The organism is Corallococcus terminator (assembly GCF_003611635.1).
GTDB lineage: Bacteria > Myxococcota > Myxococcia > Myxococcales > Myxococcaceae > Corallococcus > Corallococcus terminator.
Genome location: NZ_RAVZ01000145.1, coordinates 1 through 22,820, shown reverse-complemented (window position 1 = coordinate 22,820; position 22,820 = coordinate 1). Strand labels below are relative to the sequence as shown.

Below are 22,820 nucleotides of genomic sequence, written 5' to 3'. Positions count from 1 at the left end.
GGACGGGGTGCTGCGCCTGCTGCCCGGCAGCGGGGGCATCGTCCTCAACCGGCGCGTGGGCGACCCCGCGGTGGGGCTCGCGGCGGACCACATGGAGGCGGGGGTTTCGCTGCACAACAACGGGCGCGAAGTGGTGGGCCCTCGCAACGGCCCCAACCAGGCCCTGATGTTCTACGCGTGCGTGGGCAACCGGGCGCGCGTGACGAGCGGCCCCGCCGAGGGCGCCGAGGGCACGGTGGTGGGCAAGCACGGGGGCATCAACCACGTCATCGTGGACTTCCCGCCCCATGTGAAGCGGCGGCTGGTCATTGGCGACCGGGTGCAACTCGATGCGTATGGCCAGGGGCTGGAGCTGCCGGACTTCCCGGACGTGCGCGTGCAGAACCTGTCGCCCCGGCTGCTGCGGCGCTGGGGCGTGCGGACGGTGCGGGGGCGGCTGCTCATCCCCGTCACGCACACGGTGCCCGCGGAGGTGATGGGTTCGGGCATGGGGCGCTCCGAGGGCGTGCTCGGGGACCTGGACATCCAGTTGTCGGATCCGCTGCTGGTGCGGCGCTTCCGGTTGGGTTCGCTGCGGTTGGGGGACCTGGTGGCGGTGTGTCCGTTGGATTATCGCTACGGCCCCAGCCGGCGGCCGGGCACCGTCACCGTGGGCGTGGTGGTGCATTCGGACAGCAAGGTCGCGGGCCATGGTCCCGGCATGACGCCGCTGCTGATTGCTCCCGCGTCGTGTGTCCGGCTGGTGTGTCAGCCTCGGGCGAACCTGGCGCTGGTGCTGGGATTGCGCCGGAGCGTGGCCACGCCGGCACGCGGTGCGAGGGCGTACCGCTTCTAGGCGGTGGTGCTGGGATTGCGCCGGAGCATGGCGGCCCCGGCGCGGCTTGCCCGGGCGTACCGCGGCTATGGAAGCGGAGGCACGGAGGGAGCGCCGAAGCAGCGCGACACCACGGCCGCCCGCGTGTCCACCCCGAGCTTGGCGAAGATGCGCCGCAGGTGAGCCGCCACGGTCCACGTGCTGATGCCCAGCTTCGCGGCGATCTGCTTGTTGCCCAGGCCCTCGCAGATGCACGAGACGACCTGCAGCTCGCGCGCGGTGAGCAACTGCACGGCGGCTGCGGGTCGCGGGTCTGACGCGGGCTCTGGCTCCGCCGCGGGCACCAGGTGATAGCGCTGGCCTCCGATGATGAGCTCCCCGGTCATGGCGAGGCCTCGCGCGCCAGGAATGGACGCGGCTCCTGGCTCGGGGATGACGAGCAGGACATGGCTCCCAGGTCGTAGTGGCGTCTCCATGGCGTTCCTTGGGATGCGCTAGGGAGGATCCCCGAGTTCGGGGGAGGACAGGAGGCGCCAGAGTTCGGCCGCCTCACGCACGCGCCCGGCGGTGCGCAGGTCCTCCGCGAGGCGTTCGCCCGCGAGTTCACCCGAAGCGGGCTGCCCTGCCCTTTCGCGCGCGTGGGCCATCAGCTTCGTGATGCCCCGGCGGCCGAACCGCAGCTCGGTGAGGAAGAGCACGGCCAGCGCGCGCGCCGACGTGAAGGGTCCTGCTGGAGCCTCCGCCTCGGCCGCGTCCGGTGAAGAGGCGGCCAACAGGGGGCGCAGCACCTGCGCGATGAGGGCTTCGAGCTGCGCCAACTGGGCGCCTCGCTCCCGTCCCGCCTGGGCCAGCGACGCCATCAGCTTCGGGTCCTCGCCCAGCAGGGCCAGCGCCTCGCGGCCTTCACAGGGTGGGGCCCCTCGCGAGCCCTGGAGGTGCAGGGAGACGGGCTCCAGCGTGACGTCGACTCCCAGCCGCCCCAGCCGCGCCTCGAAGGCCTCGGGCTCGTGCTGCTTCCAGTGGGCGAGCGCGGCGATGAGCGGAGCCCCCGACAGCGGCCAGGCGCCCCAACGCAGATCGATTCCGGAGGGGGAGTCCCACGTCACCGCGTCGAATGGGTTTCCGAACCAGGCGAGGACACAGTCCAGCGCGCGGGCCTGGGGTTCTGTCAGCCCGAGTCCAAGAAGCTCTGAGTGGGAAGGCGCGCACGGGCCGCGCACCGCGACGGTTCCCCGGTGGATGAGCCTGCCGTTCTCGTGCCCCAGGACGACCCGTGCATTCGCGGGGGGCAGCGTGGCCACCATGCCCTGGAGTTGGATCTCCTCACGGGCCGCGCGCAGGGCGGCAAGGTGGGGCTCTTGGGGCGGCGCGGCCGGGGCTCGGGGCTTCGGCTCGGTGAACGGGTCGGCCTCCTGCCGCGAGGGTGGAGTTCGGGACCGCTTCGGCTCGGTGAACGGGTCGGCCTCGGACCTTGCGTGCTGGGTCCGGGGCTTCGGCTCGGAGAAGGGGTCCGCTTCGGACCTTGCGTGCTGGGTCCGGGGCTTCGGCTCGGAGAACGGATCATCCGCTGAGCGCGGAGGGGAAGCCCGTGGCTTCGGCTCGGAGAACGGATCATCCGCTGAGCGCGGAGGGGAAGCCCGTGGCTTCGGTTCGGAGAACGGATCATCCGCTGAGCGCGAAGGGGAAGCCCGTGGCTTCGGTTCGGAGAAGGGATCCGCTTCGGACCTCACGCGCGGAGTCCGGGGTTTCGGCTCGGAGAAGGGATCCGCTTCGGACCGCGGAGACGCAGCCCGGGGTTTCGGCTCGGAGAAAGGATCCGCTTCGGACCTCCCATGCGGAGTCCGAGGTTCCGGCTCGCAGAAGGGATCCTCTTCGGCGCGCGAAGGCGCAGCCGGGTTGCGCGGGCGGGGCGCCATGGGCTCCGGGGTCGAGAAGGGCGACTCCTTCTCGAGGTCGGAGACCCAGCGATCCAGGAGGCTCATCACCCCCTGTGAGGGAATGGGAGCACGCGTCCGCTTCCGTCCCGAGTCATGTTCCGCCACGGCGACCTCCAGGTTTCCTGCCCAGGCACAGTAGGACTCGCCCCTGCGCAGGGAAGTTCGACGGGGGGCCGGGAAAGGCACGCACGGTTGACTTCAGAATGGAGCGCGCGCGGGAGAGGGGCGAGCGGACACTGGCGTCATCCTGGAGGGCCGTGAGCAGGCAAGCCCACCAGGCGACCCACGTGTCTCGAACTGGCTGATGCCGGATCAGAACAAGCGCGAGTACGTCGACGGCGCACCGGGACGCGGGGTCCAGCGCTTCGCGTCGCGGGGCAACCACAGCAACTGGAAGGCCTCCGCGCGTCCTTCGTACCGCACGGTGTGCGGGCCCCGGGACAGGGCGAACTCAGGGGTGGTGATGCGCGCGCCGTCGATGAGCAGCACCCCGGTGTCGAGCGCGCTCGTGGGATGGAGGAAGTACCGGTCGGCGCGCACCGCGAGGAACTGGTCGTCCAGCGTTCCGGAGTCCGCGGGCACGCGGTAGCGCTGGCCCCAGAGGAAGAGGTCTCCGTCGAACGGCTGGTAGTGCGCATCGAGGAAGCGGCGCAGCGCGGGAGGCAGGCCGGAGGTGCGCAGATCGTCCACGCGCAGCACGCAGCCCTGCTCCAGGAGCGCACGGGGCATGTCGTGGGACAGCAGGTCCACGAGCGAGCCCCGCAGATACGCGTCCGTGTAGAAATAGAAGTGCGCGTGGGGCCGGCTCACGAAGCCGCCCGAGTTGTCGTAGACGACATCCTCCGGCCCCGTGAGCGCGGCGATGCGCGCGAGCACGTCGCGCTGCCGGGCATTGCCGCCGCCATCCAACAGGGCCTCCACGTGTGCGGCCTGCACGGCGAACAGTGCCCCCAGCCCGAGAACGCCCACGGCCCGTCCGCCGCGAGTGCGCAGCCGAGCGAGGACCGCGAGGACACCCCGCGCCGCGAAGGGTGCGAGCACGCCGAGGAAGGGCAGCAGGCTGTAGGGGAACGGGGCGCGCTGGAGCGCATAGGCGCCGAACGTCGCGGGCACGGCCACGACGAGCAGCAGGTCGGGCGTCCGCAGGCGTTCGCGCAGCGGACGGTCCGCGTCTCGCTGGAGCAGACGCTGGAGGGTGAGGCCCAACCCGACGGCGGCGAGGAGGAAGAACGCGGGCTGTTTCCCCAACGCAGGCAGCAGATATTCGCGCCAGGAGAAGCCGGGGTAGTGGCGCTGATGTTCGGACGCCCAGACGAAGCACCACTGCCACCAGGCGCGCCAGGAGTCCGTCACCGTGAGGTACGCGGCCACGGCGGCCACCGCCGCGAGGACTCCAAGGAAGAAGGCGCGAGGCACGGCGATGAGCGAGGGCGTGCGTCCCCGGCGCAGGAGGAGCTCCGCGATGAGGACCGCGCCCACCAGCCCCCCGAAGAAGAGCGCTTTCTGGGAACCCCATCCGGAGGCGACAAGCAGCGCGCCCGCCAGGAAGGACGAGGAAGCGGAGGCGGGCTGAGCAGCCAGCGCTGCGAGGGCGCCCAGGAAGAGCGCGGCGGTGAGCGCATCCGGTCGCACCTCCGTGGCGAAGTGCAGGAACGCGGGCGTGAGCAGGAGCAGCACCGGGGCCAGGAGCGCGGCGGTGCGTCCCTCGCGGCGGTTGAGGAGGAACACCGACGCGCAGGCTCCCGCGAGCGGTACGAGCATCGCGGCGCGCAGGGCGAGCACGTTGCGCGGATCATCCCCGAGCAGCACGAACAGCGGCGCCAGCAACTGGTACACGAGCGGAAAGTGAACCTCGAAGAAATCGCGGTACGGCACCTGACCGTGGGCCATGAGCCACGCGGCATGCGCGTACTGGAACTCGTCGATGCTGAATGCCTTGTGCAGCGCGAGGCGCGAGGCCTGGAGCGCAAGCGCGACCAGGAGGACGCCGAGCCCCCACCACACGTATCGGGACTCCTTCATCGGCGCCGACATATCGCGAAAGTCCGCCGGACTTCAGCGCCCAGACTCCTGTCCCCTCAAGGCAGGCGCGGCGCCGCACCTCAACGAGACGCGTCCGTCCTTCGGACGGGCCTCCTTCCTCCGGCATGTCCCACCGGGTGAACCCCTCCCGTGCCCAGGTGGACAGGTGCGCGGGCTTGCGTACCCGCCATGACCCATTTACCATTCTGGTCACTGAGTTCACACCGTCCCTCTCGACGCGTTTCGAGTGAAGCAGTCGTTGGCCCCCTGCCCTGATGCCTCCATCCGCAGCCTCACTTCATCGCCTCCCGACGACACAGGAGCCGAAACACCACAGGGGCCCCCTTCCGCGCGGGGTGAGGTGTTCGCATGTCCGGTGATGACCCAAGAACCAATCCAGTCACACAGCTAGGACGCCCCGTGAGGAGCCCGGCCCATCCTCAAGGAACGAAGTCATGAGGCGGAGGGTGCTGGCAGTGGCGGGGTGTGGAAGCGGAGACAGCAAGCCCGACTCGGCGCCCCGAGTGGCCCAGAAGCCTGTAGGCGTGGCGGCCAGCACGCCCGAGGTGACACTCGGCGCCGCGACGGGAGCCCACGGGTGAGACGACGCATGCAGGGAAGACAGTCGTTGCACACGGGCCTGGGGCACGGCGCCGCCTTCGCCGCGCTCCTGCTCGTCGCTGGCATGGCGAGGGCCGAGGCTCCCGAGACCTCTCCGTTCCAACGCAGATCCAACGCGTCCGCGTACTCCCTCACCGTCAGCGGTGGGGTGGCGCTAGGCGCCTACGAAGCGGGCTTCCTCGCGTACTCCGTCGCCGCGTCCCGGAAGGACGGCATGGAGCGCCTGCGGCTGATGACGGGCGCGTCGGCCGGCAGCCTCAACGGACTGCTGGGCGTGCTCGCGGCGTGCGGCGAGAAGTCCCCCGGCCCCACCCGGTCCCTCTTCTGGGAGACGTGGATTCCCGTGGGCTATGACCGCCTCTTCGTTCCCGAGGACGTGACGCCCCTGGGCGCCTTCTCCCGGACGTGGCTGGAGGCCCAGGCGCGTCGCATCGAGACGGAGTGGAACCGAGGCCTCTCGCCCACCTGCGACGTGGTGCTGGGCGTGTCCGTCACGCGCGTGGAGCCGCGCCTCGTGCACGTGGCGGGTGGACGCCTGCCGCTGCCACGAATGGAGGAGAAGTTCGCCCTGCGCATCCAGGGACGTGGCCCTGGCCAGCCGCCACGCGTGACGAACTACATCGCCCCTGGCAGCACTCGGCGCGAACCGCTGCTCGTCACCGACGCGCAAGGCGAAGTGGCGTTCGCCCGGGTGTCCGACCTCGTCCTCGCGTCGATGGCCTTCCCGGTGGCCTTCCCACCCAAGGCGCTCGCAACCTGCGCGGCGGGCGCGACGGCCCGCCCTGGCGTGTGTCTGGCCGGCGAGGCGCACGAGGCCGACTACATCGATGGGGGCATCTTCGACAACACACCGCTGCGGCTGGCCGTGGGCCTGGCGCGCGACGGGCTCGCGCCCTCGCCGGAGGGCGGCCCCATGCGATGGCGCGATGCGAACGAGCCCGGGGGCCGGCGCTCGCCCACCGATGTCTTCTTCGTCTTCGTGGATCCAGACGCCACTGAGTACCCGGCGGCGCCCGGCCCGCAGGGCCCCCGCACGGAGCCTCAACTGCCTCGGATGCTCGGCGGCGTGCTGGCGGCCTTCATCGACACGGCACGCTCCAAGGAACTCGCACTGCTGCTCGAAGAGGAGCCGGAGATCGCCGAGCGCCTCGCCCTGCCGCGTCGGCACTTCCCGGCCGCGAGCGCTCCCCTGGCCGCGTTCCTCGGCTTCTTCGAGACGGCCTTTCGCAGCTTCGACTTCTACCTGGGCATGTACGACGCGCGGGTTCTGAAGCAGCAGGCAGCCGAGGCGGGACTCGAGCACTTCGACCCGCCCGATCAGGAGGGTGCGGACTGGACGCCCCTGTCCTGCATGCGCGCGATGTACGACGGGCTGCCGGGGGCCGACTCCGCCTGCGCAGGCGAGGGGCTGGCGGACTTCCGCGCGCTGTTGCAGGTGTCGCTCGACCGGCTCTACTCCGTCTGCCACGACGCGAAGGTCGCAGCGGCCCCGCGCGACTGGCGCAATGCCCACTGCGAGCGCGCCGTGGCCGGTGGGGCGCCGCCGCATGTGCCGGGCCTCTCCCCCGCGCAATGGCCGGACTGGCACCAGGGCGCGCAGGAGACGGAACTCGCCCACGTCCTGCGACTGCTGGGTGCCTACGGCTTCCACTTCCGCGACCTCGGTGCGCCTCCGGGGCGTGACGACCTCGCGCTCATGCGCATCCGGCAAGTGCTCGGGCACGCCGTGAAGCGGCTCGCCGACGTGCAACCGGAAGACGGATCCGCGGCCGTCGAGTTCGCGGGAAAGCTCGTCGCCGACAGCCTGTCGTATGAGCCCCCGCGCACCTCGGTCCACTTCGTCATGGGCCCCACCCTCACCGAGTTGGGCTTGAGCCTCGGCACCTCCGCGCCCTCGGTGCCTCGCGGACTGCGGCTCTCGGGCGCCGTCGGCCTGCGGGGACTCCAGCAGGTGTTCTCCTCGGGCGGAGGCGAACCCTTCGCGCTGACCGCGGTCGCGGGCCCGGAGTTCCGGCCGGCCGCGCTGCAGGCGTCGCTCGCCCAGGGGCGCCTCGCGCTGCGCGCCGGCTGGCAGTTCAGCACGCGGACACCTCCGGACGGCGAGGACTGCGACTCCGTGGGGGTGAGCGCGTGCTCGCGCCCACTGGTGCAGGCCCTCCTCGGCGCGACGTTCCTCGAACGCTTCCGCGTGCAGGTGGTGGGGGAATGGTACCCGCCCTCGGGCGGGCACCGGGGGCTGTGGTCCATCTCGCCGGGCATCGGCGTCGAGCTCAGCCCATGAAGCGTGAAGAGACGAAGCGGGGCAGGCCGGGCCCCGGTGTGACGGTCCAGCGCCAGGCCGGTGCGGACACGAGGTGACGACGTGCCAGACGCCCCGCATTCCAACGACGCTTCCGTGGGAACGACCGCGCCCCCCAGGGACGAGACACCCGCGGTGGACGAAGTGCTCTTCGACTCCAGGGGCGTGCGGGTGACGACGCGGAACGTGGTGGTGCACGGCCGCACGTGGAGCCTGGAACACGTGCGCGGCGTCACGGTGTTGCTCCAGCCGTCCACGAACCTCTTCCTGCGCGCGCAGGCCCTGCTCACCGGGGCGCTGCTCCTGGTCCAGGTGCTCATGCAGGGTCCGCTCGCGACGTTCGTCCGCGAAGGGGGCCCCGGAGGCGGAGCGATCCGCATGGCGGCGCTCATGGGCTACGCGGCCCTGTCCTGGCGCGTGGTGCACTTCGAACGCACCTACATCTGGCTGCACACCCGGTTCAGCTCGCAGGTGGTGTACCGGGGGCGCTCTTCGACGAGGGCCCGCGCGCTCGCCCAGGCGCTTCGCGAGGTCCTGCGACAGCAGGCGACGAACGATGCCCGTGAGGACGCGGCCTCGGGGGCTGCGTGAGGGCACCATCGCCCCATCGTGCCTGCCCGGCTGCCCTGCCTGCGGGAGCATCCTCAGGGGCCCAAGTGGATGCCGACTTGCGCTGACCCAGTGACTGGATTATAAATCCAGTCAATGAGTCCGGACCCTCGCACCGCCATCCTCAACGCCGCCGGCGAAGTCTTCGCCCGGTTCGGCTTCAAGAAGGCCTCGGTCGAAGACATCGCGCGTCGCGCGGGGGTCGGCAAGGGCAGCATCTACCTGCACTTCGAGAACAAGGAAGCGCTGTTCGAGGCCGTCGTCCGGCTGTCGCATGAGCGGAGCCTCTCCGAACTCAAGGCGAGCGTCCGCCGTGCCACGACGCCCGAGGCCCAGGTCCGCGCCTTCATCCGGTGCAAGATGGAGCAGCACACCCGGGCGCCCGTGGGGCAGCGCATCGAAATGAGCACCCTCTTCGAGCTGGGCACGCAGGTCATGCACCTGGTGCCCCAGATGATGGAGGTGGACGCGGCGGTGCTCGCGCACATCCTCGACGAAGGGGTGGCCCAGGGGGTGTTCTCCGTGGCCTCGTCCCAACAGGTGGCCCGGGGCTTCGTGGAGCTCCTCATGCTGCTCGCGCCCAAGATGATGACGCAGGAGCCGGATGCCCGGGTGACGGAGGCGCTGGACGCCTCCTTCGAGGTCTTCATCCGCGGCCTCGCGGCCCCACCCCTCCTGTCACGACCCAAAGGCTGAATCACCCTCGGGGTCCCGCCCCACGAAGGGGCGGCGACGTATTCGCATGCCCGGGACTGACCAGAATACCAATTCAGTCACCCAGTTCCGGATTCCCATAAGCACCGGCCTCCACAGCAAGGAACGAAGCCATGAAGGTGTTCTTGAAGGCAGCAGCGGTCGCGGTGGCGGTGGTGGCGACGGGGTGCGGCGGTGGTGACAAGGCCGTCGTCCCGCAGGCTTCCACTGCGCAGGTCGTCCAGAAGCCGGTGGGTGTGCGGGCCGTCACACCGGCCACGCAGTTGGAGTCGAACCTCCTGCAGGCCACCGGCAGCGTGCGCGCCAGGCAGGTGGCGACGCTGAGCGCGCAGGCGTCCGGCACCCTCACGAGCGTCAGCGTGAACGTGGGCGACACGGTGAAGCGTGGCCAGGCGCTGGCGCGGTTGGACACCTCCAACGCACGCATCGCCGCCAACCAGGCACGCGCCTCCAAGGCGGCGGCGGACGCGGCGCTGGATGGCGCGACGTCGGAGGTGGAGCGGGCCCGGGTCCTCGCACAGTCGGGCAGCCTCCCGCGCGCCTCGCTCGACAAGGCGGAGGTGGGCCACCGCCAGGCCCAGGCCCAGGCCCAACAGGCGGCAGCGGTCCTTGACAGCGCGCAGGAAGCGCTGCGCGATGCCACCCTTACCGCCCCCTTCGACGGGGTCATCACCACCCGCAAACTCAACGAAGGCGACTACGTGTCACCGGGCACGGCGGTCTTCGTGCTCGTCAACACGCAGGAGCTTGAGGTGCGCGCCCCCGTGCCCGAGTCCTTCGTGGACCGCGTGAAGGTAGGCACCGTCGTGAAGGGCACGCTCAACCCTTCCGGCGCTCCCTTCGAGGCGCGGGTGAGGAGCCTGGGCGCCACCATCGACGAGCAGACGCGCACCGTCGAGGTGCTCGCGGACGTGCTGCCGGCGAAGGAGGACGGGGCGCTCTTGCGCGCGGGCGCGCTCGTGGAGCTCGACTTCTCCAACGCGGGGGCCGCCGACGGCGCTCCGGAACAGGCGGGCCTCTTCCTGCCCACGCAGGCCGTCAACGCGCGCGGCCAGCAGGGATTCGTCTGGGTGGTGCAGGACGGCAAGGCGCAGCGCCGTGACGTCAAGGTGGAGCGCGTGCTGCCCGGCTTCGTGCGCGTGGTGCACGGCCTGGGTCCTGCGGAGCGCGTCGTCGCGGACGCCAGCCTCCCGCTCCAGGACGGCACGTCGCTCCAGGTCGTCCAGTAGCCCGGACCGCTTCCTTCCCTCCCCTTTCCCGCCGCACGCCAGCCATGCTCCAGACCTTCATCAAACACTCTGTCTTCACCGTCATGCTGATGGCGGCGGTCGTCGTCTTCGGCCTGTTCGCCTATCCGCGAATCGGCGTGGACCAGTACCCCAACGTCGACATCCCGGTGGTCACCGTCACCACGCTGCTGCCTGGGGCGGACCCCGAGTCCATCGAGAAGAACGTCACCGACCCGCTGGAAGAGGCGCTCAACACGGTCAGCGGCGTGGATGAGCTCAACTCCATCAACCTGGAGAACGTCAGTCAGGTGACCATCAGCTTCAAGCTGGGCACCGACGTGAACGTGGCGGCCCAGGACGTGCGCGACCGCGTGCAGGCCACGCTGCGCTCGCTGCCGGATGACATCGAGACGCCCGTCGTGGAGAAGTTCGACATCGGCGCGGCGCCCATCCTCACGCTGTCCCTTTCGGGCGCCTTGCCCGTGGACGAGCTGACGCGCGTGGCCGAGGACGTGGTGAAGCCCTCCCTCCAGAGCCAGCCCGGTGTGGGCAGCATCAGCGTGGTGGGTGGCCGCAAGCGGGAGATCCAACTGGTGGTGGATCCGCAGCGTCTGCGCGGCTACGGCCTGGCCATTGGCGACGTGAGCCAGGCGCTCCAGGCGCAGAGCGTGGACCTGCCCGGCGGGCGCGCCACGCAGGGAGGCCGCGAGCGCATCGTGCGCCTGACGGCCGAGGCGCGCAGCGTGGGGGAGATTGGCGACATCATCGTCGCCAGCCCCAACGGCACGACGGTGCGCGTGCGGGACGTGGCGGCGGTGGTGGACGGCGCGCAGGAGGCACGCGGCGTGGCCCGCTCGGACACGGGCGCCGCCATCGCGCTCGTCGTGCGCAAGCAGTCGGGCTCCAACACGGTGCAGGTCGCCGAGAGCGTCAAGGAGTCCCTCGCGGAGCTCAACGCGGAGCTGCCCGAGGGCGTGACGGTCAGCACCATCAGCGACAACTCCACGACCATCCGCGCCTCCATCCACGCGGTGCAGGAGGACATGCTGATTGGCGGTGTGCTCTCCGTCATCATCGTGCTGCTCTTCCTGCGCGACCTGCGCTCCACGCTCGTCGCCGCCGTCGCGCTGCCGGTGAGCGTCATCGGCACCTTCGCGGTGATGGCGCTCCTGGGCTTCACCTTCAACATCATCACCATGCTGGCGCTGACGCTCTCCATCGGCCTGCTCATCGACGACGCCATCGTGGTCATCGAGAACATCGTCCGCCACCTGGAGGAGGGGAAGACGCCGATGCAGGCGGCGCTGGAGGGCACCCGGCAGATCGTCATCGCGGTGCTCGCGGTGACGCTCGCCATCGTGGCCGTGTTCATCCCCGTGGCCTTCATGGAGGGGACGATTGGCCAGTTCTTCTTCCAGTTCGGCGTCACGGTGGCCGTGGCGGTGCTCATCTCCTACGCGGTGTCGATGACGCTCACGCCCATGCTCTCCAGCCGCCTGCTGAAGGCACACAGCCACGCCAGTCCCAAGAACCGCGTGAGCGCCGCCATCGAGCGCGTGCTCGTGGGCATGGAGAACGGCTACCGCCGCATCCTCGGCCACGTGCTCAACCGGCGGGCCGTCGCGGTGGCCGTCGCGGTGGGCGTGCTGGTGCTGACGCTGGGCATGGCCCGCTTCCTCAAGTTCACCTTCATCCCACCCTCCGACAACGGAGCGGTGCGCGTGACGCTGGAGTTGCCCGTGGGCTCCACCCTGGATGACACCGAGCGGGAGCTGGCCAGCGTGGCCACGCAGGTGCGCACCCTGGAAGGCGTGAAGGAGACCTTCATCACGGCGGGCGGCGGCACGCTCGAAGAGGTGCACAAGGGCGAGCTTCTGGTGAACCTGGTGCCGCGCAAGGAGCGCGCCTTCGACCAGGAGGCCTTCAAGGTGCGCCTGCGCGGTGCACTGCCGGAGATCCCCAACGTGATGCTCTCCGTACAGGACGCCTCCGGTGTCGGCGGTGGCGGTCGCACCCAGCAGGTCCAGTACGTGCTGCGCGGCACGGACTGGTCCCAGGTCGTCGCCGCCAACGAGAAGATGCTCGCCGTGATGAAGTCCAACCCGGGCTTCACCGACATCGACACGACGTTCCGCAGCGGCAAGCCGCAGTACGACGTGCGCATCGACCGCGAGCGCGCCGCGAAGCTGGGAGTGCCGGCCGCGCAGGTGGGCCTGGCCCTGCGCTCCTACCTGGGCCGCGACGAGTTCATGACCTACCGCGAGGGCGGTGAGACATACGACGTGAAGCTGCGCCTGCCCGACGCCACGCTCGCCTCCGAGCAGGCGCTGGGACAGCTCACCGTGCGCACCACGGGGGGGCAGTTGGTGGAGCTGCGCAACGTGGCGAACATCACCCCTTCCGAGGGTCCTGTGCAGATCGACCGTCAGAACCAGAAGCGGCAGATCACCCTGCTCGCCAACCTCGCGCCGGGCTACACGCTGGGCGAAGGGATGAGCTTCCTCACGGCACAGGCCCAGCAGGACCTGCCCAAGGGCGTGGTGGGCAGCTTCGCCGGCAACGCGAAGGAGATGGGCAAGACGGCCGTGGCCTTCGGCACCGCGCTGGGGCTGGGCATCCTGCTGCTCTACATGATCCTCGCGGCGCAGTTCGGCAGCTACATCCACCCCTTCACCATCATGCTCTCGCTGCCCTTCGCGCTCATCGGTGCCATCGGTGCGCTGCTGCTGTCGGACAACGCCCTGTCGATGATTGCCCTCATCGGCGTCATCATGCTGATGGGCTTGGTGGTGAAGAACGGCATCCTGCTCGTCGACTTCACCCAGCAACTGCGGGATGCGGGCAGGAGCGCACGAGACGCGCTGCTGGAGGCCGCGCCGGTTCGCCTGCGCCCCATCCTCATGACGACCATCGCCATGGTGGCCGGCATGATTCCGGTGGCGCTCGCCAAGGGGGACGGCGCGGAGACGCGCGTGCCCATGGCGCTCGTCATCATCGGCGGCCTCATCACCTCCACGGTGCTGACGCTGGTGGTGGTGCCCGTCGTCTACTCGCTGCTGGACGGGCTCTCCGCGCGCTTCAGCCGCCGCAAGGGCGACGCGCCTGAGGTGGAGGTCCCGGTGGCCTCCAGCGTGGTGAACCCCCGCCTCGTGGAAGAGGGTTCCTGATGACGACGAGGCAGGCGCCCACGCCGCGCTGACGGCAACCCGTTCCCAACCCATTCCGGAGGTCATCACGGCGGTCCCTTCGGGGCCCGCGATGCCCTCCGTGCGTCCTCTTCCTCCCCACCGTTTCCACCCTGACCTCCACCATGTTCATCCGTGCTCTTCTTTCCAGCGTCCTGCTGACGCAGGCCCCCACTCCCGACCGCGCCTCCAATTCTTCGCAGGCGGTGCCCTCCGCCACCGACGCGCCCGTGAAGAACACGGCTTCCAGTGTCTCCGACCTGCCGGGGCAGGCCTCCAGCACCGGGACGACGGTGGCTGCGTTCCCGCTGCTCACCCTAGAGGAGGCCATCACCCTCGCGGAGAAGCAGAACCCCAACCTCGACGCCGCCCGCGCGCGGCTCCAGCAGTCCCGGGAGCTGGGCAACAAGGCCTGGTCGGGATACCTCCCCACCGTCACCGCGAGCGGCGCGTACACCCGGAATCCGCAGGAGCTGGCGTTCGCGCTCCCCGGGGTGCCGGATCCCATCATCTTGCAGAATCAGAACCAGCTCTCCGGCCAGCTCTCCGCGCGGCAGGCGCTGCTCGTGCCCACGCTGTGGCCCGCCATCCAGACGGCCTACCTGGGGGAGAAGACGGCGGCGCTGACCGCGGAGAACACCCGCCGGGAGATCCTCTTCGCGGTGGCGCAGGCCTACCTCGGCGCCGCAAGCCTGCGCGAGGCCATGGCGGTGCAGGAACAACTGCTGGAGGTCCGCCGGGGCTTCGAGCGCGACGCCCAGGCGCGCTTCGAGGCTGGCGACGCGGAGAAGCTGGCCGTCCTCCGGGCGACGCTGGACCGCAAGCAGGCGGAGCAGGAGGTGGTGCGCAGCCGCAATGCCTACGCCACCGCGAGGAGCGCCCTGGCCGCCCTGCTCGCGCGGCCGGTGGACTTCGACGTGGCGCCGCCCCAGGGCAACGCGGTCGCGGTCCCTGCCGAGGCGAATGACGCGGCGGTCGCGGAGAAGACCGCGCTCGACCAGCGCCCGGACGCAGCGGCCGCGCGGCTCAACGTGGACGTCGCGCGCGGCGGCCGTCGTCAGGTCCTCTTCGAGTACCTGCCCAACCTCTACGCCAACGGCAATGCCTCCACGACGAACACCGCCGGGCTCACCGGCCAGGCCTCCACCTGGACGGTGGGACTGGCCCTGTCGTGGAACCTGTTCGACGGCGGGCTGCGCGAGGCCAAACTGCGCGAGTCCTCCGGGAAGATCGCCGAGGCGAACGCCAACCTGCGCGGACTTGAGGAGAAGATTCGCGACGAGGTGCGCAAGTCGCGCAGCGAGTTGGAGAGCGCGGAGGCCAACCTCGGGACGGCCGAGGAGCGCGCGAAACTCGCCTTGGAGAGCGCGCGACTGGCGAAGCAGAACTTCGACGCCGGGGCCACGACCTACCTCCAGGTGACGGACGTCAACGCGACGCTCGCGAGCGCTCAACTGTCCGCCGTGGCCGAGTCGCTCAACGTGAGCCTCTCCCGCCTGGCGCTGATGCGGGCGATGGGACTCTTCGACCCCACGGGCCATTCGCTGGCACCTCGGTAGTCGCCGCGTGGGACAGCCTCCATGAGAACCTTGTCCGTCCTGCTGCTCGCCGTGGGAGTCCCAGCCCTCGGCCTGGCCCAGGACCCCAGGCCCGAGCCGCTGACGGGGCGCATCGAGCACATCGAGCTTCAGGGCAACACCCGCACCCAGGACTCCGTCATCGTCCGGGCGCTGCGCATGGCCCCGGGCGACAGCCTCACCACCGGGGATGTCGCCGAGCTGAAGCGAAGGCTGCTCAACCTGAAGCTCTTCACGAGCGTCGAGGTGTCGACGCGCGCCGAGGGCACGGGCGTCGCGCTCCAGGTCGCGGTGGAGGAGCGCTGGACGCTGTTGCCCATTCCCGTCTTCACCTCCAGCAATGGGCAATGGCAGGCAGGTGTCTTCGCCGTGGAGACCAACCTGCTGGGTCTCAACAAGACCGTGGTGTTCGGAGGCCTGGGAGGCAACCGCGGAGCCACGCTGTTCACGATGTACAAGGACGCCAGCATCCTGGACAGCCGCTGGACGGGGCTCGTCACGCTCCAGGCCTCCAGGCCTCCAGGACCGACCGCGAGCGGCGCGTCGAGGGCATCATCGTCGATGGGTACACCGACCGCCGCTTCGATATCGCGGGCACGCTCGGCTTCCAGTTGACGCCGGAGTTGAACGTCGGCCTGGGCCTGTTCTCCCTCACCAACAGGCCGTTGGTCTCGTCGGTGGGAGGACAGGTCCCCGAACGGGGGGCGGTGCATGGCGTCACCGCCATGGCGGAGTACCTGGACCAGGACTTCCACTTCTATTTCAACGAAGGCCTGGTGGCCCGGGCCACCTATCGCGAGGGAGTCAGGGGCCTGGATTCATCCCGGGAGCTGCAGCAGCTCTCCCTCTTCGCCAGCTACACGCTGCCGGTGCTTGGCGACCATGCGCTGACCCTGACCGCCACGCATGGACGGTCTCGGGGCGACCCCTTCCTGGATGCGCAGTTGCTGGGAGCCACCACGGGAAGCCGGGGATTCACCGCCGCGACCCTCTGGGCGGAGACGGCGAGCACCGCGACGTTGGAGTATCAGGCGCCGTTCTGGAGCCCCCGCCTGGCGACGTTCACCGCGCATGTCTTCGTGGATTTCGGCCGGATGAAGTGGAGGGACTCGGTGACCCGGTACGCCGCCCCCGGAGCGGGGGTCCGGGTCTACCTCCGTGACGTGGCCATTCCGGCCGTCGGCCTCGAGGTGGTGCGCGATCCGGAGTCGGGAGACTTCCTTCCCGTCGCCGCGGTGGGATTCGGTTTCTAAGCAGGTCGCCAGAGATTCGTTACCCAATCCCGTGACCCGAAGTGCTTCGCGAGGACGCGCGTCTCGCGGAGCGCAGCCATGGGCCGCGACGTCGTGCTGGAGCGGACGTCAAGGCGAGTCCATGGGCAGAAGCGTCCTCCGGGCACACTTCACGCCGAACCTGTCCGACTGTCGGACAGGTTTGCGCCACCTGAGGCCGCAGGCCGCGCCAGACCGCCAGGGCGACGAGGACGGTGGGCCCTCAAGTCCATGTCAGACGTCTCTGCTTGGGTAGCAGAAGCATTGGCGAGGAGGGATGGGGATGGGGATGGCGCGAATGGGACTCGTTGCGCAGGTAGAGGAGCAGCTTGAGCGCGAGATTGTGCTGGGGCGGCTTCCGAGGAGCGGCCAGTTCGGCTCGGAGCAGAAACTGGCGTGCGGATACGGAGTGAGCCGGGGCACCGTGCGCGAGGCGCTGCGGCGGCTGGCGGCGCGGGGCCTGGTGGTGCAGCACCCCGGGCGCAAGACGCGCGCGGTGGCGCTGGACGCGTCGCTGACGCTGGAGAACCTGGGCCTGGCGTTGCATGACGAGCGCTCCCCGGAGGGCCGGCGGCTGCTGGAGGGCTTCTTCTGCCTCAAGCGGCAGGTGCTGGTGGAACTGCTGGCCGACTGCTGCGCGAGTGCTTCCGAGGCGGACCTGGGGCTGCTGGCGGACGCGTGCTTCAGGCTTTGGGACGCGGCGCGCTGGGAGTCCGGTACACGCTGCGCGCAGTTGGAATTCGACTTGCTGCGGCTGGCAGCCCGGGTGGCGGCCCGGCCCGGGCACCTGCTCCTCATCCAATCGCTGTGGCGAGCCCTGAGAGGCGGCGCGGCCCGGCTGCTGCCCCTCATGGGCGGCGAGTCGCTGCGCCCATGGGCCTGCTGCGCGATGGAGGCCCTGCGGGAGCGTGACGCGCGGACGCTCCAGCACACGCTGCCAGCGCTGCTGAAGGCGTGTGATGAGCGGGTGCTGGAGCGATTCGCGCCCTGCCTCCAGGACGAGGCACGGGAGGCCCGCCCCTGCGTGCAAGCGCGTGGCCCCGGCTGCCTCGCGCCCGCTGCCGAGGACACCGTGGCGCTCGGAGAGGCACCCCGCCCCCAGGCGCAGACCCTTCCCGTGGAGCCGGACAGCGGGGCGCTCCGGGTTCCAGACGCCCTGGGTCTCAACCCCGGCGAGCCTGACGAGAAGAGCGCCAGAGGGGAGGTGCCGAGCTCCGCCTTGGGCAACCTGTCCGACTGTCGGACAGGTGAGGACGTTTCGTCCGCGGGGGTTGCCGTCCAGCCCGAGCCTCCCCCCACGGGCTCCTGCGGACAAGACCGCGAGGCGGTGCGCAAGGGGGGCCGACCACTTCACGACGCCCAGGGCCACTCCCCACCCACCACCGGACCGGTGGGCGGTGCGCCGCTGGAGCCTCCAGGACCTACGCCCCAGGCCCCCGTGCTTCGTGAGGGGCCACAGCCCTTCGCCTCTTCTCGCGTCCATGCTGCTCAGCTCCCCCTTCCCATGGGGAGGAGCACCTGCGTCGATTGACCTCGGATGCATCTCGATCCGGCTTCCGCACCGGATCCATCAACGAACTTCGACCTTTTGGGGGCGCCGCTCCTGCTCAGCGTCCCGTCCGGCGCCGGATGCGTGCACGCGCGGCTTCCAGCGCGGAGTCCACGCCGGCAGGAGGCTTCGGGGGTTCGGGGGCTGGCTGCGGAGGTGATTCCTCCAGGGCTTGATGCTTCTTCCCGGACGATGTCGCGACGGAAGCCTCCGTGCGCGGTGCGGATGTGTCTCCGCGTGCGATGGACTCCTTCACGGGGGGAGTCCGGGCTGCTCGTACCCGAGGCGCGGAGAGGAAGCGACGCACGGCCACCTCCGACAGCAACACCGCCAGGGCGAGCGCCACCAGCCACGGAGCCAGCGGTGCGCGTCCTTCGGACTCCGGCGCTTCCGCGAACAGGCCCGTCATCGACAGGCGCTCCTGCCCGCCACCCACCGCCGCCAGCGCTCGCAGGAGCTTCAGGCCCTCCTTCGCGCTGCCCGGTTCAAACTCCGGCGCGTACGGCAGCGCCACGGGTGGCGCCCTCAACACGCGGCCTCCCCACTTCACCACCGGGTGCCACGTGCCACTGCCGGACAGCGGGTACTCGGCCACCAGCCGGTCCTCGTCCTCCCAGTGCAGCGGCTTCTCCATCCCCGCGCGCCCGTCGCCCGACAGCGACACCGCCGTGGGCAGGGCGCCCGGCATCGGCTCGCCTGGTGGCAGGTCCAACGTCACGCGCAGCAGGTTGCCCTGGCGCTCCGAGCGCACCACCGCCTCTTCCTTCGGCGCGGCGCTCCCCATCGACCAGCGCACCACCGCTTCCAGCGTCGCTCGCAGCGCGCCCCACTCGCGCAGTTCGCCCGTGTACTTCCCGTCCACCTCCACCGTGAGGGCCACCACGCGCCCCGCGCCATGCGGCCACAGCGCCAGCACCGGCGCGGCGTTGGTGTCCAGCGTGCGCAGCGCCACGTTCGCGCGGGGCTTCAGGTACGTGAGGTTGTACCCGCCCACCTGCGGCAGGCCCTGCGTGGGCAGTGGCCCCAGCAGCGGCAGGTCCGGCGCGGCCTCCAGCGACGCGGGCTCGTCCACGAAGGTGGCCCTCGCCACCGCGAGCGTCTCCTGGCTGAAGATGCGCGGCAGGCTCATCGCATCCTCGGCGAAGTAGACGCGCCCGTTGCCCCTCCGGGCCACCTCGCGCAGCAGCTCCGCGTCTGGATCCGTCGGGGTGCCCAGACCGATGACGGACACCGTCACGTTCGCCTCTCGCAGCGCGGCCAGGGTCGCCTGGTAGTCGCCCGGTTCCTCGGAGTCCGCCGCGTCGGAGAACAGCACCACGTGCCGCGTGGGTTTGTCGCTGCGGAGGATCTCCTTGCGCGCCGTGCTCAGCGCCACACCCACGTAGATGCCGCCACCGCCGCTGAAGCCGCTCGCCACCTTGTTCAGGGGCAGGCCTCCGCTCACGGGACTCAACGGGAAGATTTCGTGCGACTCCGTGTCCACCATGTGGATGGAGGCTTCATCGTTCCCATTGAGGAGCGTGAGCGCCGCCGTGACGCCCTCCGCGGCCAGCTCCATCTTCGTGCGTCCATCCGGCACCTGCATGCCCATGGAGCAGCTCGAATCCATCAGCACGCTCATCGCCACCGACGCGCGCCGCTGCTCCTCGCGCATCTCCAGCGACACGGGCAGCAACGACTCCACGGGCGAGCGCCGATAGCCGCCCTCTCCGAAGCTCGTCCGCCCGCCCGTCATCACGAGCCCACCGCCGGCCTGATCCACGTAGTCCGCCAGCGCATTCAGCCCCGTCTCGCCGAGCGCGTTGGCGTCCACGTTCTCCAGCACCACCACGCCGACGCCATCGAGCGCATCCAGCGACACGTGGAACGGCGCCCGCACGTCCACCTGCATGCCCGTCGCGCCCAGCGCCTTCGCCAGCGTGCCCGTGGGCTGCTGGGTGATCAACAGCACGCGCGGCGGCCCCTCCACGCGCAGCACGCCCACGCCCACGTCGTTCTCCGGGACACCGTCCCCCGCGACCTCCACCGTGAGCCGGTAGTGCACGAGGCCCGGCTCCTCCAGCAGGTCGCGCAGGGGCAGCAGGTTCGCCCCGGCCTTGAAGTCGAAGGGCCCCTTCACCAGCACGCGCCCGTCGCGCTCCAGCCGCACGGTGCCGGTGACGGCGGAGGTGGCCTGCACCACGGCGGAGAACTGGAAGGGCTCGCGCACGGAGACGGTGGCGGGCACGTCCAGCGACACGACGGCCACGTCCAGCGCGGGCTCTGGACGAGCCACCTGCCGGTAGTCCACCGCGATGCCTCGCGCCGCCAGACGCCGCGTCGCGCCCCGAGCATCCGCGCCCGTGGCCCGGCCGTCGGAGACGACCAGCACCCGGCCCGTGCGCTCGGGGTGGATCAGCGCGCCCGCGGCATCCAGCGCGGTGGACAGGTCGGACGCCTCTGCGTCCACGGGCCGCGTGAAGCCGCCAAACCGACCCACGTCCGACAGCGGGGACTCCACCCGGGCCTCGCGGCCAAACGTGACGACACCCACGCGGTCACCGGGCCGCCGCTGCGACTCCACCAGGGACACCAGCTCTTGCGCCACCCGGTCCACATCCAGCGGCATGGAGCGCGAACGGTCCACCACCACCGCCACATCGCTGCCCGCGTTGGCCAGTCGCAGCTCGGGGCCCGCGAGCGCGCCCACGCCGAGCACCAGCAACACCCAACGCAACACCATGGGCGGGCCGGGCCTCCGGCCGTAGCGCCACAGGAAGAGCCCCAGGGGCAACAGCAGCAGCCACGCCTGCGGAAGGGTGAAGGTCATACCTTCCTCGTGACGTAGAAGTCGGCCAGCAGCGCGGCCAGCAGCACCACCAGCGGCCAGCGGGCGCGCTCCTGTGCACCGCCCCCCGCCGTGTCCTCCCCCGCCTCCTTCGCCGGCACATCGACGCTGCCCCGGCGGCGCAGGTCCGATTCGCGCGCATCCAGCGCCAGCACCTCCAGCGAATCCACTTCGGTCCCGTCCCGCTCCAGCACATAGCGGCCGGGACTCGTGGGCGCGGACAAACTCAGTGCCCCCGCGCCGAATACTGGCTTGCGTCCGGACGGTCCGACCAACGCGTAGCGCGCACCCGCCTCCGTCACCACGGGCAGGGCTTCGCCCAGGTTGAGCTGGTGCCGGGGAAAGCCCTCGCGCAGCCGCCGTGCCTCACGCACCACGTTGCCCAGCAGCACCGGCCATGCGGTGGTGCGCTGAAGGTTGGAGCGCGCCAGGTCCACGTTGAGGTGCAGCCGTCCGCCCTCCTCTTCCGACACCAGCACCGCCTCGCCCGCCGTCACCAGCGGACGACCGGGAGGATTCGTCCCCGCCGTCCACCGCACCCCGGCGAGCTGCACGTCATCCATCAACGTGCTGCCCTTCTCCGTGAAGAACGGGCCCACGAAGGTGCGCAGCGTTCCTTCCGCGCCCAGCGTCACCCGGGCCTCCGCGCTCGAAGGTCCCACCGACAACACCGGCGCACCGGGAACGGGCGTGCCATGCGCCACGTCCGGAGACACCGCCAGGAAGCGCTCCAGGGCCTGCTTCGCCGCGGGTGACAAGCCTTCGGTCAGGCCCACCGACACCGGCATCACGGGTGAGGGCGGCAGGCGCACGTGTCCGTCCTCGGGCAGCGCATCGTCCGGCAGGGACACCTCCACGTCACCGGCCTCGCGGAAGGTGAGGCGCACCGTCGCGGCGCCCTCTTCCGGCAGCGCGATGCGTTCGATGCGTTCCGTGCCCTCACGCGCACCCGGTCCTGGCGCCGCGCGCACCCGCGCTTCCACTTCCGCGGGCCCCGCGCCGAAGCGCGCCACCCGCAGCGTCACCGTGGCCCGGCCGGACTCATCACGCCGCTGCGCGGACACCAGGGCCACGTTGCCCTGGGAGCGACCCAGCGCCGTCCAGCGCACCGAGGGGGGGACGACCGTGTCCTCCGACGGGGGCGCATCGGTGAAGAAATGCACGTGCTTGCCGGGTCCGGACAGCTCCTGCGCCCAAAGGAGCGTGGGCACCACGTCGTGGTCCGGCCCTCGCGACTCGAAGGATTCCAGCGCGCCCAGGGCGCGTGACGCTTCGACCTCCGGCCCGGCCACCACATGGGGTGACACGCCGCTCGCCAGCACCGTCACGTGCGTGGCGCCTTCCGCCTCCACGCGCTTCGCCGCTTCCGAGCGCACGCGCTCCAGCACCGTCTTCCCGTCCGAGGTCCGCGCGGACATGGACAGGCTGCCGTCCACCACCAGCACCAGGTGTCGGCGACGGGCCATCTCGCCCCAGCGCACGTCCGCCAGGAACAGCGCGGCGGCCAGCACCGCGAGCACCTCCAGCAGCAGTGACGCCTCGCGCGTGAAGCGCTCCCACCGGGGTCCGCCCTCCGCGCGAGGACGTGGCGTGCGCCACAGGAACAACGCGCTCACCACGACCGGCTTCTGCCGACGGCGCAGGAAGTACGCAGCCACCAGCGGCACCAGCGCGCCCAACGCCAGCAGGCCCCACGGAAGTCCGAAGCTCACGCCCCGCCTCCCGCCACGAACAGCGGGCGCAGCGGCCCCGCCACCTGGGCGCGCAGCCCGTCCGCCGTGCTCACCGTGAGCAGCGTTCCCCGCGCTCGCGCCGCGGCACTCCGCAACGCGCGCTGGTGTTCGGCGAAGCGGCGGGCATACGCGGCCAGCACGCCCTCCGTCAGCAACTCCTCCAGCGCTACGCCACTCTCCGCGTCCACCAGCCGAGCCCCCTCGCCGCCCGTGGGGTCCAGGTCCTCCGCGTCCAGCACCTGCACCAGGAACAGCGCCGACGCGCCCCGCGACAACCGGGCGCACAACGCCTCCAGGTCCGTCTCGAAGAGGAAGTCGCTCACCACCACCCGCAGGCCACAGGGTCGCAGGGGCGGCAGCCGTCCCAGCGCCGAGGCCAGGTCGTCCTGCGCCCCGAACTCCGCGCCCCGGAGCGCCGTGCGACACGCCGGCC

General features: G+C 70.8%; 15 protein-coding genes and 1 pseudogene. 10 read left to right on the top strand and 6 right to left on the bottom strand.

Translation table 11 applies throughout. The annotated features are described in order from the left end of the window. The coding region (locus D7V88_RS20985) for a DUF4438 domain-containing protein (protein WP_120542429.1) at positions 1-835 on the top strand (835 nt) is incomplete at its 5' end. 65 nt (positions 836-900) lie between these two features. Here the strand turns inward: D7V88_RS20985 and D7V88_RS20980 are convergent. The 3 genes from D7V88_RS20980 to D7V88_RS20970 all read right to left on the bottom strand — a co-directional run bounded on the left by D7V88_RS20980 (position 901) and on the right by D7V88_RS20970 (position 4,773). After that, positions 901-1,200, bottom strand: a complete 300-nt coding sequence (locus D7V88_RS20980; protein WP_244238283.1) for a response regulator transcription factor — start codon at positions 1,198-1,200, stop codon at positions 901-903. A gap of 108 nt (positions 1,201-1,308) precedes the next feature. Further along, positions 1,309-2,118 (bottom strand): hypothetical protein, encoded by an 810-nt coding sequence (locus D7V88_RS20975; protein ID WP_120542426.1) that lies wholly within the window; start codon positions 2,116-2,118, stop codon positions 1,309-1,311. Between the two features lie 945 nt (positions 2,119-3,063). Continuing rightward, positions 3,064-4,773, bottom strand: coding sequence for a hypothetical protein (locus D7V88_RS20970; RefSeq protein ID WP_244238282.1), 1,710 nt, complete (start codon positions 4,771-4,773; stop codon positions 3,064-3,066). A gap of 610 nt (positions 4,774-5,383) precedes the next feature. Here D7V88_RS20970 and D7V88_RS20965 point away from each other — a divergent pair. The 9 genes from D7V88_RS20965 to D7V88_RS20925 all read left to right on the top strand — a co-directional run bounded on the left by D7V88_RS20965 (position 5,384) and on the right by D7V88_RS20925 (position 17,809). Then, a complete protein-coding gene (locus D7V88_RS20965; RefSeq protein WP_120542424.1) occupies positions 5,384-7,675 on the top strand; it encodes a patatin-like phospholipase family protein in 2,292 nt (763 codons plus the stop codon). 81 nt (positions 7,676-7,756) lie between these two features. Beyond that, a complete protein-coding gene (locus D7V88_RS20960; RefSeq protein WP_147448795.1) occupies positions 7,757-8,284 on the top strand; it encodes a DUF6232 family protein in 528 nt (175 codons plus the stop codon). Between the two features lie 114 nt (positions 8,285-8,398). Further along, positions 8,399-8,998, top strand: coding sequence for a TetR/AcrR family transcriptional regulator (locus D7V88_RS20955; RefSeq protein ID WP_120542422.1), 600 nt, complete (start codon positions 8,399-8,401; stop codon positions 8,996-8,998). 131 nt (positions 8,999-9,129) lie between these two features. Further along, entirely contained in the window at positions 9,130-10,245 is a 1,116-nt protein-coding gene (locus D7V88_RS20950; protein ID WP_120542421.1) for an efflux RND transporter periplasmic adaptor subunit, read from the top strand. Positions 10,246-10,289: 44 nt separating this feature from the next. Further along, on the top strand, positions 10,290-13,412 hold the full coding sequence (locus D7V88_RS20945; RefSeq protein WP_120542420.1) for an efflux RND transporter permease subunit: 3,123 nt from the start codon (positions 10,290-10,292) through the stop codon (positions 13,410-13,412). Positions 13,413-13,555: 143 nt separating this feature from the next. After that, complete coding sequence (locus tag D7V88_RS20940; protein ID WP_120542419.1) at positions 13,556-14,989, top strand: TolC family protein; 1,434 nt, start codon at positions 13,556-13,558, stop codon at positions 14,987-14,989. A 21-nt stretch (positions 14,990-15,010) separates the two neighbouring features. Continuing rightward, positions 15,011-15,622, top strand: coding sequence for a POTRA domain-containing protein (locus D7V88_RS20935; protein ID WP_120542418.1), 612 nt, complete (start codon positions 15,011-15,013; stop codon positions 15,620-15,622). Positions 15,623-15,630: 8 nt separating this feature from the next. Next, on the top strand, positions 15,631-16,260 hold the full coding sequence (locus D7V88_RS20930) for a BamA/TamA family outer membrane protein (RefSeq protein ID WP_120542417.1): 630 nt from the start codon (positions 15,631-15,633) through the stop codon (positions 16,258-16,260). 316 nt (positions 16,261-16,576) lie between these two features. After that, entirely contained in the window at positions 16,577-17,809 is a 1,233-nt protein-coding gene (locus D7V88_RS20925; protein ID WP_341870697.1) for a FadR/GntR family transcriptional regulator, read from the top strand. A 76-nt stretch (positions 17,810-17,885) separates the two neighbouring features. Here the strand turns inward: D7V88_RS20925 and D7V88_RS20920 are convergent, their stop codons facing one another. The 3 genes and pseudogenes from D7V88_RS20920 to D7V88_RS20910 all read right to left on the bottom strand — a co-directional run. Then, positions 17,886-20,636: a VWA domain-containing protein gene (locus tag D7V88_RS20920; protein ID WP_120542416.1), complete on the bottom strand. Its 2,751-nt coding sequence runs from the start codon at positions 20,634-20,636 to the stop codon at positions 17,886-17,888. After that, on the bottom strand, positions 20,633-22,366 hold the full coding sequence (locus D7V88_RS20915) for a vWA domain-containing protein (protein WP_120542415.1): 1,734 nt from the start codon (positions 22,364-22,366) through the stop codon (positions 20,633-20,635). The genes D7V88_RS20920 and D7V88_RS20915 overlap by 4 nt, the downstream gene beginning before the upstream one ends. Beyond that, a pseudogene (locus D7V88_RS20910) lies at positions 22,363-22,820 on the bottom strand (DUF58 domain-containing protein); the annotation flags it as partial. The pseudogene D7V88_RS20910 and the gene D7V88_RS20915, both read right to left, overlap by 4 nt.